This window comes from Mucilaginibacter sp. L196, from assembly GCF_009765905.1.
Classification (GTDB): domain Bacteria; phylum Bacteroidota; class Bacteroidia; order Sphingobacteriales; family Sphingobacteriaceae; genus Mucilaginibacter.
Map to the genome: position 1 here is coordinate 207,040 of NZ_LMUO01000006.1, position 13,520 is coordinate 220,559.

The 13,520-nt window shown below is 41.4% G+C and carries 12 protein-coding genes; 7 read left to right on the forward strand and 5 right to left on the reverse strand.

Annotated elements, in window-relative coordinates:
- Positions 1–65 precede the first annotated feature (65 nt).
- A complete protein-coding gene (locus GSQ74_RS01980) occupies positions 66–659 on the forward strand; it encodes a hypothetical protein (RefSeq protein WP_158989511.1) in 594 nt (197 codons plus the stop codon).
- Here GSQ74_RS01980 and gap read toward each other — a convergent pair whose 3' ends face one another.
- The 4 genes from gap to GSQ74_RS02000 all read right to left on the reverse strand — a co-directional run bounded on the left by gap (position 660) and on the right by GSQ74_RS02000 (position 6,952).
- The gene (gap, locus tag GSQ74_RS01985) at positions 660–1,652 is read right to left on the reverse strand and encodes a type I glyceraldehyde-3-phosphate dehydrogenase (RefSeq protein WP_174236897.1); all 993 of its coding nucleotides are present in this window, start codon (positions 1,650–1,652) and stop codon (positions 660–662) included.
- A 213-nt stretch (positions 1,653–1,865) separates the two neighbouring features.
- A complete protein-coding gene (locus tag GSQ74_RS01990) occupies positions 1,866–2,492 on the reverse strand; it encodes a thiamine phosphate synthase (RefSeq protein ID WP_158989513.1) in 627 nt (208 codons plus the stop codon).
- A 92-nt stretch (positions 2,493–2,584) separates the two neighbouring features.
- Entirely contained in the window at positions 2,585–4,282 is a 1,698-nt protein-coding gene (gene pafA / locus GSQ74_RS01995) for an alkaline phosphatase PafA (protein ID WP_158989515.1), read from the reverse strand.
- 252 nt (positions 4,283–4,534) lie between these two features.
- Positions 4,535–6,952 (reverse strand): TonB-dependent receptor, encoded by a 2,418-nt coding sequence (locus tag GSQ74_RS02000; protein WP_254060788.1) that lies wholly within the window; start codon positions 6,950–6,952, stop codon positions 4,535–4,537.
- 530 nt (positions 6,953–7,482) lie between these two features.
- Between GSQ74_RS02000 and aspS the strand changes: the two genes are divergently transcribed.
- The 6 genes from aspS (at position 7,483) to GSQ74_RS02030 (ending at position 12,098) form a co-directional block, all read left to right on the forward strand.
- Positions 7,483–9,234: an aspartate--tRNA ligase gene (gene aspS / locus GSQ74_RS02005; protein ID WP_158989517.1), complete on the forward strand. Its 1,752-nt coding sequence runs from the start codon at positions 7,483–7,485 to the stop codon at positions 9,232–9,234.
- A 2-nt stretch (positions 9,235–9,236) separates the two neighbouring features.
- The gene (locus GSQ74_RS02010; protein WP_158989519.1) at positions 9,237–9,716 is read left to right on the forward strand and encodes an FKBP-type peptidyl-prolyl cis-trans isomerase; all 480 of its coding nucleotides are present in this window, start codon (positions 9,237–9,239) and stop codon (positions 9,714–9,716) included.
- Between the two features lie 164 nt (positions 9,717–9,880).
- Positions 9,881–10,369 carry an FKBP-type peptidyl-prolyl cis-trans isomerase gene (locus tag GSQ74_RS02015; RefSeq protein ID WP_158989521.1) on the forward strand — a complete coding sequence of 163 codons (489 nt, stop codon included), beginning with the start codon at positions 9,881–9,883 and terminating at the stop codon, positions 10,367–10,369.
- Positions 10,370–10,690 (forward strand): low molecular weight protein tyrosine phosphatase family protein, encoded by a 321-nt coding sequence (locus tag GSQ74_RS02020; protein WP_158989523.1) that lies wholly within the window; start codon positions 10,370–10,372, stop codon positions 10,688–10,690.
- A gap of 92 nt (positions 10,691–10,782) precedes the next feature.
- Positions 10,783–11,472 (forward strand): SIMPL domain-containing protein, encoded by a 690-nt coding sequence (locus GSQ74_RS02025; protein ID WP_158989524.1) that lies wholly within the window; start codon positions 10,783–10,785, stop codon positions 11,470–11,472.
- 212 nt (positions 11,473–11,684) lie between these two features.
- Positions 11,685–12,098, forward strand: a complete 414-nt coding sequence (locus tag GSQ74_RS02030) for a hypothetical protein (protein WP_158989526.1) — start codon at positions 11,685–11,687, stop codon at positions 12,096–12,098.
- Positions 12,099–12,236: 138 nt separating this feature from the next.
- Here GSQ74_RS02030 and serS read toward each other — a convergent pair whose 3' ends face one another.
- The gene (gene serS, locus GSQ74_RS02035; RefSeq protein ID WP_158989528.1) at positions 12,237–13,508 is read right to left on the reverse strand and encodes a serine--tRNA ligase; all 1,272 of its coding nucleotides are present in this window, start codon (positions 13,506–13,508) and stop codon (positions 12,237–12,239) included.
- Positions 13,509–13,520 lie beyond the last annotated feature (12 nt).

Below are 13,520 nucleotides of genomic sequence, written 5' to 3' on the forward strand. Positions count from 1 at the left end.
TAAACTTCACAGCCAAATAGGGTCAAATTAAACTTGTAGCACGCATATTGCATACATTAAGATCGATGCGATACGTTAAACTCATTTTACCGGTACTAATATTAATTTTTGCCATTACCAGTTGCAAGAAAACGGGTGTCAGCTCGATGAAAAACGCTGCTATCGATACGGAGGTTTTGATACACGAAATAAAGTTTAACGCCCCAATTCAATACGTGGTAACCAGTGTAAGCGGCGATACGCTTAAGATGATATATTACGAGAATGTAAGTTTGTTTATTCCTCCTAACGGACTGAACCTATCGTATGCATTGCATTTAACCCAGGATTTCAGCGGTTCCTTATTAAAGAATTTCAACTATAACGCGTATGACCAATATGGTGATTATACCTATGACTGGGCTGATGACAACCTGAATAACGTTACCAAAACAATAACCGATACGACCATCAATGGTACCGCGATGAAGAATATTACCGTTGAGCGGCCATTCATCTTTAGCAAAGTTTACAATAATGCCCAACTGGCAACTGCCGAAAAAGATTCTGTAAATACTGTTACTACTGATAAGATAAGCTTTAGTTCGTTTGCTTATTTTGGCAAGGATTACCCTGCTACAACAACAAGTACAAGTGTACTGTACCTATCTCTAAAATAATTATAACTCGCTAATCCTTTGAGCCAGATCAACCAAACGGCTTGAGTATCCCATTTCGTTATCGTACCAGCCAACCACTTTTACCAGGCCGCCAACTACAGAAGTTAGCTGTGCATCAAATATACAGCTATGTGGGTTGCCCAATATATCGGTTGATACAATAGGATCTTCGGTATACTCTAAAATATTTTCCATTGGGCCAAGCGCCGCTTGCTTAAATGCAGCGTTGATCTCCTCAACTGTTGGCAGCTTTTTAAGGCTACAGGTAAAATCTGTTAATGAGCCGTTTAGTACTGGTACACGTATTCCGGCACCACCTAATCGTCCATCTAAATGAGGAAAAATGGCGGTTACAGCCTTTGCCGCCCCTGTTGTTGTGGGGATGATGGAGGCTGATGCCGCCCTCGCCCTCCGCAAATCCTTATGTGGCGCATCATGCAGACTTTGGTCACCTGTCATGGAGTGTACGGTGGTAATATAACCATCGATAATCCCCCAGTTTTCATCCAATATTTTCACCATTACTGCTACGTTATTGGTGGTACAGGAGGCATTTGAGAGTATTGGCGAACGCAAATCAACCTCACCATCATTCACCCCTAAAACCACCGTAGGAACATCCTTAGTGCCTGATGGCGCTGAGATAATTACCTGCTTGGCACCGGCGGCCAGATGCTGCTCTGCACCTTGGCGGGTGATGAATTTACCGGTTGATTCTATTACCAGATCAATGTCTATTTCCTTCCAGGGAAGGTTTGATGGTTCGCGGTCTGAGAGTATTTTTATTTTTTGATTGTTGATGTAAAGATGCTCATCATCAGCGGTTACCGTTCCCTTAAAGCCACGGTGAACGGAATCATACTTAAATAAATGAGCCAGCGTATATGTATCGGTTAAATCGTTTATGGCAACAACTTGAATATCAGGCTTGCTTAACACATTCCTTAAAAATATTCTTCCTATTCGCCCGAAACCGTTTATTGCAACTCTCATAATTTAGTGTCAGTATTGAACCGCAAATTTACGCAGACTGATTTTAATACGATAATAAAGTTTGAACTATGGCGGGGAGGTGACTATACTAACGTCATTGCGAGCGCAGCGCGGCAATCCCCGACTTACAGGTCAAACTTGCAATTCCACTCTGTATAGTCGATGATTGCCCACGTCGTTACACTCCTCGCAATGACGATGATCTTGTTTTTCTTAATATAACTTCTTATAAAACTCCTTTATCGCCCTACCCGGGTCAATAGCTTTATTTACAGCTGCCGATACGGCTATACCATAAATACCACCTGTTGCCAATAAAGGTTCAACGTCAACCAATTGTATGCCCCCTACCGCTATTACAGGGATCTCAATAGACTGCTCTACCACCAAGCGATAACCTTCAAAACCAAGCAGCGGTTTGTTATTTGGTTTAGTATCGGTATGCGCGAACGGGCCATAACCGCAATAATCAATCACCCTGGTAGCTTGTACCCTTATCAGGTCTTTAGTATTGGTGGCCGAAGTTCCTAAAGTTTTATCCTCTCCTATATGCTCACGGATGGATTTCAGGTCAGCCTCAAAATCCTCAATGTGAACACCCTGCGCATCAACCTGATCTAATAAATGATAATGATTGGTGACGATCAGTGTCATCCCCCATTCATCGCAGATCTCGGCTATCTGGTTTATTTCTTCTATCAGTTCCTCGTCCGTTTTGGTTAAGCAACGGTATTGCAGCCAGTTAGCGCCTGCGGCACAAGCTATTTCTGCTTGTTCAACATGGCTGCGGTTAGGCAAGTCTTGTGTTAGATAGTGGAATTTTGATATGTATTTTTTCATAAGCCCCCTCTAAATCTCCCCCGGTAGGGGAGACTTTTATTTTAAATAAAGTTTTAAGCCTTCCCTACCGGGGAGGGTTTGGGTGGGGCCTACTACTTCTTCAACACCTCAGGTATCGGCGTACCAATACAACCATTTGGTGCTTGTATATGCAATAAAGCGGCAATGGTTGGCGCAATATCCGTCATGTGCACTTCCCGTACCGCGCTGCCGTGCTGTATACCCCATCCCATAAATACCAGCGGAATATGGTTATCATAAGGATTCCAGGTGCCGTGTGTGGTGCCCGTTGGACCGCCATCGCCTGAACCGTGACCTGTAAACCATGCCGGATCTAATATGATCTGTATAGCACCGCTATTTTTAGCGTTATAGCCGTTGATTATACGCTCGCGCAAAGGCTCAGGAATGCTGGACGAAGCTACTTTAGTCATATCTACCGCATATTCAATTTCCGGCTGTTGCTGAAGGTATTTGATGCACTCCTTTTTAAGCTCGTCCTGATCAATATGCAGATAATTTACAATGCGATAGTTAAAGTTTACCTGGTAATTATTCAGGCTCAAAACTAACGAATCTGTTTTGTATTTATCCATCAGCGTCTTGTTCATATCTTTCAAAACCGATGCTTCATCCCACACACCTGCCGGAATATCGTGATCATTCAAAAACGCGGTATTATGCGCCGCGCCATGATCCGCAGTAAGGAAAACTGTATAGTTACCTTTACCCACCTTGGCATCTAAAAAGGTAAGGAAGTTAGCTATATCTCGATCCAAACGCAGGTAAGTATCCTCGATCTCCACCGCGTTAATACCAAACTGATGACCAATATAATCCGGCGACGATAAACTCATTGCTAAAAAGTCGGTTTGATCCCCTTGGCCCAATTGCTCGCCGTTTATAGCGGCAACTGCCATATCAATAGTTAAGGTGTTACCATAAGGTGTAGAACGGATTAGTCCAAGACCCAGTTTCTTATAAATTGCTGATGTTTTTACCGGCAAAGTTGGCGCATCGGTTCCACTAAACTTTCCTTCGTATTTACTATCGTCTGGGGTGCTTTGCAGGTAGGTTTCTACCGGATATAGTGAGATCCAATCTAACTTTAAGTAGGTTTCAGGTAACTTTTGGTCATTAAAGTCTTTTGCCCATTGTGGCAAATCCTTCATATAATAGGTACTGGTTATCCAGTTTCCGCTCTTGTCATCAAACCAATAAGCGCCGTTGGCAGTGTGTCCTGCAGGTAAAATCCCACCTCTGTCCTTTAAGGCTATACCTATAACTTTCGACCTGAAATTAGTCGCCAACCTCAACTCATCAGTAACGGTAGTCACCAGCAAATTACGCGGCGACATCTGTCCTGCCTTTGATTCACTACCCACAGTTTGCACGCTGTTATCCTCGGCACAGTACATTGATTTTCCAGTAGCCTGAACGATGTAATCATTACCGGCAATACCATGTATAGATGGCACCGATCCCGTGTAGATACAAGTATGTCCCGGGCCGGTAAAGGTCGGGATATAATTTACCTGGGTATTTTCGCAGCTAAAACCCTCATTCAATAAACGTTTAAAACCATTGCTTTGGTAACGATTATAAAAGCGGTACAGGTAATCCCAGCGCATTTGGTCAACCACAATACCCACAACCAATTTAGGGCGGGGAATCTGAGTTGATGCCGGAGCGACTGGCGCGGCTATTATAGTTTTTTTCTTTTTTGTTTGTGCCGATACATTAACAGCAATAAATGCAAACGCTACTAAAAGTAAATGTTTAATTTTCATTGTTTTGGGTTAGTGTGCAAATATCAGTAATGTAATAAAAATTTCACGTGATGCTTATGTTAAGGGAAGTTTAAATTAAAGTTCAATAGCGAGCATTGGGTTCCCCCCTTGAGAGTAATAGCCCATGAATAGACATAAAAATGTGTATATATGTCTATTCATGGGCTATTACTCTCAAGGGGGGAATTGGTCTATCTCCTTAAACTTCAATCTCGCAACCAATGCACCTTACACTACGCTCCTCGCACTTGATTAAAACTTCAAACTCAACCCAACCAAAAAGTTAATTGGTGCTTGTGGGAACAAATAGTTATAGTTTACCACTTTGCCGCTTTCTATATCCGGGTAGGTTGCGCCGTTTGATTCATACTTCTCGCTGAAAATATTATTTATCAATAAGCTAATGCCAATGTCTTTAACCGATTTTATACTGAAGTCATAATTCAACCTTAGGCCATTCACAAAATAGCTGTTTAAGTAGCGATTAGATGTAGGATCAGAAGCCGCATAGCCCGGAGGATTGATATTGGATGTATTATCCAAATATTGTCTGCTTACATACTTGCTGATCAAAGCGATCTCGCTGCCTTTAAATGGCATAAAACCAATTTCGCTGGAAGCTACAAAGTTGGGCGAGAAAGCTATATCCGTTTCTTTATACTGATAATCAACCGTTGTGTTATTATCGTAATCGAACAAGTACTGGTTAAAGTTTTTAACCTTATTAGCGCTTAACGATGCCGTTGCCGACCATATAAACCATTTGTTTGGCCTTATCCTGCCATCAAACTCCAAACCTTCACGGAAACTGTTTTTCACATTGCTCTGTATCTGGTCGCCTACATCATTCAGCGCGCCGGTTACAACCAACTGATTGTAGTACAGCATATAAAAGGCGTTGATGCCGCCGGTAAATATACCTTGGGTAGTACGGTAACCCAGTTCCCAGTCTTTTAAGTTCTCAGGCTTGGGGCGACTGTCAGGCGTTGATTGTACATAATCATCCCTATCAGGCTCATGGTTACCTACACCAAATGATAGGTAGATATTACTTTTGGGGTCGATCTGGTAGGTGATACCTGCCTTCGGGTTGAAAAAGTTTAGCTTCACCTGCTCCTGCTCGTTTTGTAAGGCATCGTTAAAACCTAAAAACGAATAATAAATATGGCGGTACTGCATATCGGCATACAAAATGAATTTGCCTAACTTGTAATCAGCCTTACCATAAATATTGAAATCGGTTTTAAAGGCGTTATCACTTTCGTATTGATAATTCGGGCCGATACCCAAATTTTGTTGCGACCATTCAATATTGTCATAATGCTCACCACGGTATTCGTTATAAGCACCGCCCAAATTAAAGTTAAAGTTGTGGTTAGGCTGATATTTAAAGTTATAAGTAACGCCATAAAATTTATTATTTAACCACAGGCGACGGGTTAAATTACTGGTAGTATCATTGGCGTTAGGTTTTAACCCGTAATTTTTAACAGAATCAGCCGTTCTGTACTCCTCATAATAACCATACCCATGCGTATAATGCAGCGCACCGCTAAATGATATTTTGTCCGATATTTTTTGATCCACCAATAATTGATAGTGTATTTGGGTATAATTATCTGTTTGGTTTGGATAGAAGCTGCCGTCGGGTTCTAAACCAAGGCCATTATAAGTACGGTTACCTGCCTTTATACTATCTTCGGGTACACCATTCCATGCCTGGTAAGTATGCTCGGTACCACCAAAGGTTACTAACCTGATCAGCGTATTTTTACCATAGTAAGCACCATTTAAAAAGTATGATTTCAGGTTAGCTGAAGCCCTGTCGATATACCCGTTTGAGGTAATGCTCGATAGCCTGCCATCAAAAGTAAATTTACCGCCTAAAAGACCTGTACCTATGTTTAAGGTATTTTTCAACGCACCGTATGAACCGGCTGAGTTATTCAACTCCAGGTAACCGGTATCGCGGCGGGTAGTTGTTTGTATGTTGATACTAGCCCCAAAAGCACCCGCGCCATTGGTTGATGTACCCACGCCACGCTGTATTTGTATATCATTAACCGAAGAAGCAATGTCCGGTATATCAACAAAGTAAACACCCTCCTCTTCCGAATCATTATATGGGATGCCGTTAATGGTAACATTTATACGTGTAGCATCAGACCCACGGATGTGAATATAGGTATAGCCAATTCCCGTACCGCCGTCTGATGTAGTAACAACCGATGGGGTTTGATCCAGCAGATAAGGCAGGTCCTGGCCAAGGTTATTTTTTTGAATATCCTTACCACTCAAATTGGTAAAAGCGATAGGCGCGTTAATGGCTGCCCGTGTAGCATTTACAGTAACCTCATCGTTCAAAATAGTTGTCGTGTTAAGCGACAAATTAACAGTGATATTACTTTTTAAGTTGATGGTTTTGATGGTAGCCTGATAACCAATATACGTGATCTTGATGCTGTAATTGTCGGCTTTTAAGTTGGTAAAAACGTACTTGCCATCGGTGCCCGAACTGGTGCTGAGGTTTAAGTTTTGAATACGGATGGTAGCGCCTGATAATGGCTCGCCGGTCTGCTGGTCGGTAACTTTACCGGAAATAGAGAATTGGGCCGATGCCAAAACAGGCAACAGCAAGGCGAAAAACGCCACGAGTAAATTTTTCTTCAATACGAATAAATAAAACTTGTTAAACCATCTGCATACCAAAGGGTTGAATATGCAGTACACTTAACTTATTACCTCTCCCTACGCCGGCATTACCCGGATCAGGTGCATGTTCGTCTTACAGGTCGATGATTTTTAATCACGACTTCTAAAACAACAATGGGTTTGATCTCAGCCTGTCTTTCAGTTTGATTGCTCAAAGCAAGGCACCCCTTGAGAATTATAGGGCAAAGATAGAAATGATTTCGGAATTTGGCATATTAAACCTCCATGTCATTGCGAGGAACGAAGCAATCGCGAACTTTGCAAGACCGCTTTTCTACGTGCGATTGCTTCGTTCCTCGCAATGACATTTAGTTATCCACTCTATGCTCTTCTTTAAAAAAACACTTTACATAAGAAACAAATAAGCATTATTTATAAATCTTTCCTACTTTCGGCTTTCTGATCTCATCTCTTTCGGACTTTCTGACTTTCCACCTTTCGGACTTCATTCAAAAAAACTACTTTTGCAAACTTTATAAATACGTACTATGCTAAGAACACATACCTGCGGCGAATTAACCATCAGCAATTTAGGCGAAACCGTTACTTTATGCGGATGGGTACAAAAATCGCGCGATTTGGGGGCTACCACATTTATTGATGTGCGCGACCGCTATGGCTTAACTCAATTGGTTTTAAATACTGATAACGATGCTACCCTGCGCGAAAAGGCTAAAGGCTTAGGCCGCGAGTTTGTATTAAAGGTTACCGGTAAGGTAATTGAGCGTACCAGCAAAAATGCAAAAATGGTAACCGGCGATATTGAAATTGCTGTTACTGATATAGAGATATTAAATTCATCAAAAACACCGCCGTTCATCATTGAAGATGAAACCGACGGTGGTGAGGAATTACGTGCAAAATACCGTTACTTGGATTTGCGCCGTAACCCAATACGCAACAACCTGATGCTGCGCCACAAAATGGCCCAGGAAGTTCGTAAATATTTAGACGGACTTGATTTTATCGAGGTGGAAACCCCGGTACTGATCAAATCAACGCCCGAAGGTGCACGTGACTTCGTGGTTCCAAGCCGCATGAACCCGGGCGAGTTTTACGCATTGCCACAATCACCACAAACCTTTAAACAGTTGTTGATGGTGAGTGGTTTCGATCGTTATTTCCAGATCGTGAAATGTTTCAGGGATGAGGATTTAAGAGCTGATCGTCAACCAGAGTTTACCCAGATTGATTGTGAACTATCCTTCATCACCCAGGAAGATATATTAAACATATTTGAAGGCCTTACCCGCCACCTGTTTAAAACAGTTAAGGGTATCGACCTGATCAAATTCCCACGCATGCAATATGCTGATGCCATGCGTTTATACGGTTCAGACAAACCAGATCTTCGTTTTGGGATGGAGTTTGTGGAACTAAACGGCATCATGAAAGGCAAAAACTTCAGCATATTTGATAATGCTGAACTAATAGTAGGCATCAATGCTAAAGGTTGTGCCGAATACACCCGCAAGCAACTGGATGAATTAACCGAATGGTTAAAACGCCCTCAAATCGGTGCAACAGGCTTAATTTATTGTCGTTACGGAGCTGATGGTACTTTAAAATCATCGGTAGATAAATTCTACGGTGAAGATGACCTGACCAACCTTGCTGCCTCATTAAAGGCTGAACCGGGCGATTTGATCCTGATTTTAGCAGGCCAAAGCCAAAAAGTACGCAAGCAAATGAACGAGCTACGCCTTGAAATGGGCACCCGTTTAGGTTTGCGTAATAAAAATGATTTCGCGCCACTCTGGGTGTTGGACTTCCCATTATTAGAGTGGGACGAGGAAACCGAGCGTTACCACGCTATGCACCACCCATTCACCTCGCCAAAACCTGAAGATATAGCCATGCTGGATACCGAACCCGGCGAAGTACGTGCCAATGCCTACGATTTGGTAATCAACGGTACTGAAATTGGCGGTGGTTCTATCCGTATACACGACAGGACTTTACAAGCCTTAATGTTTAAACACTTAGGCTTTTCACCAGAAGAAGCTCAAAAACAGTTTGGCTTTTTGATGGATGCCTTTGAGTACGGCGCACCTCCGCATGGTGGTATTGCCTTTGGTTTCGACAGGTTATGCTCTATTTTCGCAGGATTGGATTCAATCCGTGATGTTATAGCGTTCCCCAAAAACAATTCAGGCCGCGATGTGATGATCGATACACCATCAAGTATATCAGATGCTCAATTAAATGAACTTAAAATAACCACTACCTTACCCCTTTAATAGTGAAAAAAACTTTTATAATAATCCTGTCGATACTAACTGTTGGGTTTGTATCATGCAAAAAAAACACTGCAACAGTTAGTGCAGCACAACAAGCTATCATTGATGACGGATTAATAAAAGCCTATATATCATCACATAGCCTTGATAGTGTAAAAAAAGATTCGTCTTCAGGTATCTATTATAAAATAATCGCGACAGGTACAGGCGCATATCCAACGGCTAGCTCTTCGGTAAATGTTAATTACCAGGGCACGCTGCTTAACGGAACGGTATTTGCGCCCGAAGGTAATATCGGAGGGTCTCCATTAGCTGATTTGATTACAGGTTGGCAAATAGGTGTCCCATTTATTAATACAGGCGGCACTATAATACTCTTATTACCATCCCGTTATGGCTATGGCAATAATTCACCAAGTGCGTTAATACCAAACAATTCAGTACTAATATTTACCATTCAACTGGTTAGTTTCACTAATTAATAATAACGGCGGCTTTCCTAACAATAAAATTACAGTATCTGCAATAATTGGGTAAGCCTGCATAAAATGTTTTTTATTAACTTGGCACCATTAATATAAACTGTTAAAATTAGTACAGCATATAATTTTCACTCAAAAAATCAGTTATAGCGTTATACAACAATATGAAGAGAATACTTTTACTATCCGGATTACTTATCATTCTATTTTCTGCATGCAAAAAGCAAACGTTTAATGATACCAGGCAGGCTACAATTGATGAGCTGAAAATACAGGCTTATATAAAAGCTAACAATATTGATAGCCTCACAAAAGATCCATCCGGCCTATATTACAGAATAGTAACCCAAAATCCAGGCGCTCACCCAACAGTAACAGACACCGTACAGGTATCTTACGTTGGAAAACTGCTCAATGGTACGGTATTCGATACTGAAACTGCAACTGTATTGGGCATGCCTGGTCTTATTAAAGGCTGGCAAATAGGCATTCCGATGCTAGGTGCCGACCACATTAACAAAGCGGCCAGAATCAGGTTGATCATCCCATCTGCACTTGCTTACGCCGATTCGGGAAGCACCGCCGGAGCGGTAACTATTCCACCTAATGCAGTGCTTGATTTTACTATTGACCTCATAGGCTTTTATCAATAATTGCCCAACCTCCTATTCATTTGCAGCAAAAACCAGTGGCGCAGCCCTACAGCTGAGCTACTGTTTAAAAATCACGCTATACATTCGGCAAAATCTGCCGGCACCAGTGATAAAGCGCGTATTAAGGTCAATCAGAAAATGATTGATTGGGCTGATTTTATTTTTGTGATGGAACGCAAACACCGTAAAATACTAGAGCAGAATTTCCAAAAATCTATTACCCATAAGCCAATTATTGTTTTAGACATCGAGGATAACTATCAATTCAATACCCCCGAATTGATCGATATTTTAAGGATTTCGCTTCAGGATTATTTATAGTCACCAAACTTTTTTGGGATAATGTGGTTTAATTTGTGAACCGTTAAACTATATCTTCGTTCAAGCCGTCATACCGGTACAAATACACAATTATGAAAAAGTTATTCATCCTTATTGCCTTTTTTGCCTTTACTTATTCTGCCTTCGCCCAAAGTGTTGATCTGCGCCGCAAAATTGAAGTGAGCGGCACTGCCGAACAGGAGGTTACTCCCGATGTGATCTATGTGTCAATATCACTACAGGAATACATGAACGGCAAAACACGGGTTACTATTGATCAACTGGAAAATCAATTGGAAGCGGCTGTTAAAGAGGCAGGTATACCTAAGGAAAATTTCACCATAAACAATATATCTGCCTGGAATAACAATTACCAGAAAAAGAAATCTCCTGATTTTTTAGCAAGTAAACAGTACAGCCTAAAATTAAGCGACTTGAATAAATTCGATCAGATACTAAGCGCAGTTGACCCTAAAGGCATACAGTCTACCAATATCGATAGCTACGAATACTCAAAAGCAGACCAGCTAAAAAATCAATTAAAGTTAAAAGCCCTGCTTGCAGCAAGGGATAAAGCGACATACCTGCTAAACGGTATCGGTGCCAAATTGGGCGACCCGATTAATATCACCGAAGTTGATAACAGTAACTACCCGCAACCAAGAATGTATATGGCAAAAACGATGTCGGTTGGCATGGCCTCAGCTCCCGTTTCTGACATCGATTTCAAGACGATTAAGCTGAGTTTCCAGGTAAACGCGGTGTTTGAGATAGTTAAATAAAAATATTTACGTAATTCTCACATTTTGAGTAACTTCTGAAATGCATTAAGCGTATACGGGCGATAGAATGTTCATCATCGCAATTTATTGGGCAATTTGTTTTAATAAATGTTAAGAAATCGTAAATAAATTTTAATCTTTCAAAATTTATTTAATAACTGCTTGACAATGTGAATTTTACATTCTATATTTAAAAACCTAATTGCTTAAGCATGATTCGTACCCGTTTTAAGAAGGTGCTTTTAGTTGCACCAGAAATATCTTCGCATCAGTTAACTGCTGATTATAAGCATGTTAGGCACATTCATACCATAAATAATATATTCCCGTCTATCTACGAATCAACCCCTAACCTCATTGTTTTTGACTATAATTTCATCAGCAAAGATCTGGAAAAGATCATTCGCAGAATCAGAACCAACAATTTCTATAGTAAAATCAAGATCTGCTGCTATAAATCAAAGGTCGAGCCAAAAGCCGATAGCCTGTTAAAAGCCATAGGGGTTGATTTTTTTGTGTACGAAGAAGAGCTAAGAGCGATCCAAAAAAGCAAAAATATCTTCAGCATTTTCACCGAAATGTTAGAAAGACCGGTTTTAGGCACGCTGTCAAACGTGCATAATTAAGCCTTTTTAACCCATTTTCCGCTATATTTCTACTATAAAAAACAGTATAAAGCATTAAAAAGGGCAATTTACAACCGCTACCCACCCAAAATCACCCGTAAAAGAACCATTTTAGCCGCTTTTAGCCGGTAAAATCTCTTAATTGATCCACTCAAATTTTGTGTATGGCACCAATACCTCTGGTATTTTAATACCATCCTCGGTTTGGTTATTTTCCAGCAGGGTGGCAACTATACGTGGCAATGCCAGTGCACTACCATTTAAGGTATGGGCAAGCTGAGTTTTACCCTCTGCATTACGAAAACGTAATTTTAAACGATTAGCTTGGAATGTCTCAAAATTTGATACTGATGAAACCTCCAACCAGCGTTGTTGCGCGGCGCTCCAGGTTTCCATATCGTAAGTTAAGGCTGCGGTAAAGCCCATATCACCACCGCATAAACGTAGTACACGGTATGGTAAGCCTAAGTTCTTCAATAGACCCTGTACATGTGCGCTCATGCCTTCCAATACCTCATATGAAGTATCAGGATGCACCACCTGTACAATCTCTACCTTATCAAACTGATGTAAACGGTTTAGTCCACGTACGTGCGCACCGTATGAACCCGCTTCACGGCGGAAACATGGCGTATATCCGCAATTCTTCACCGGCAGCTCATCAGCCTTTAAAATCACATCACGGTATAAGTTGGTAATAGGCACCTCGGCAGTAGGTATCAGGAATAAGTTATCCTGCCCCACAAAATACATCTGTCCTTCTTTATCCGGTAACTGCCCGGTTCCGAAACCTGATGCTTCGTTAACCAGTAACGGCAACATCACTTCGCTGTAACCTGCTTTTTCTGCCTCATCCAAAAAGTAAGCGATCAGCGCGCGTTGCAGTTTAGCACCTTTGCCTTTATATACCGGGAAACCAGCGCCGGTTATTTTAACACCCAGCTCAAAATCAATCAAATTGTATTTAGTGGCAAGCTCCCAGTGCGGTAAAGCCCCTTCATAAAGGCTTGGTTTAGCACCATTCTCTAACACTACCTCATTTTCCTCAGGTGTTGCACCTTTAGGTACAGAGCTATGCGGCAAGTTTGGCAACAACACAATTTTTTGCTGCAATTCCTCTTCGGTAGCCGCTAAGGCATCACCCAAAGTTTTTATCTCTTCTTTCCATGCACCGGTGTTGGCTTTGATGGTTTCAGCCTCATCCTTTTTACCAGCACGCATCAGCTCGCCTATTTGTTTTGCAGCGGAGTTAGCTTGGGCCGATACACTATCCATTTGGTTTTGTGTTTGACGGCGTTTTTCATCCAGTTCAATAATTTCGTCAACCAATTGTGGCTGTTTAAAGTTTTTTACAGCTAAACGTTCTAAAACCTGTTCCCTGTTATCACGGATATAACTAACTTGCAGCATTATTTTATTTTT

What these genes read in the sequence shown, in the direction of transcription:
- GSQ74_RS01980 (WP_158989511.1), top strand. Translation starts at nt 66, where the DNA reads ATGCGATACGTTAAACTCATTTTACCGGTACTAATATTAATTTTTGCC.
- gap (WP_174236897.1), bottom strand. Translation starts at nt 1,652, where the DNA reads ATGAGAGTTGCAATAAACGGTTTCGGGCGAATAGGAAGAATATTTTTA.
- GSQ74_RS01990 (WP_158989513.1), bottom strand. Translation starts at nt 2,492, where the DNA reads ATGAAAAAATACATATCAAAATTCCACTATCTAACACAAGACTTGCCT.
- pafA (WP_158989515.1), bottom strand. Translation starts at nt 4,282, where the DNA reads ATGAAAATTAAACATTTACTTTTAGTAGCGTTTGCATTTATTGCTGTT.
- aspS (WP_158989517.1), top strand. Translation starts at nt 7,483, where the DNA reads ATGCTAAGAACACATACCTGCGGCGAATTAACCATCAGCAATTTAGGC.
- GSQ74_RS02015 (WP_158989521.1), top strand. Translation starts at nt 9,881, where the DNA reads ATGAAGAGAATACTTTTACTATCCGGATTACTTATCATTCTATTTTCT.
- GSQ74_RS02025 (WP_158989524.1), top strand. Translation starts at nt 10,783, where the DNA reads ATGAAAAAGTTATTCATCCTTATTGCCTTTTTTGCCTTTACTTATTCT.
- GSQ74_RS02030 (WP_158989526.1), top strand. Translation starts at nt 11,685, where the DNA reads ATGATTCGTACCCGTTTTAAGAAGGTGCTTTTAGTTGCACCAGAAATA.
- serS (WP_158989528.1), bottom strand. Translation starts at nt 13,508, where the DNA reads ATGCTGCAAGTTAGTTATATCCGTGATAACAGGGAACAGGTTTTAGAA.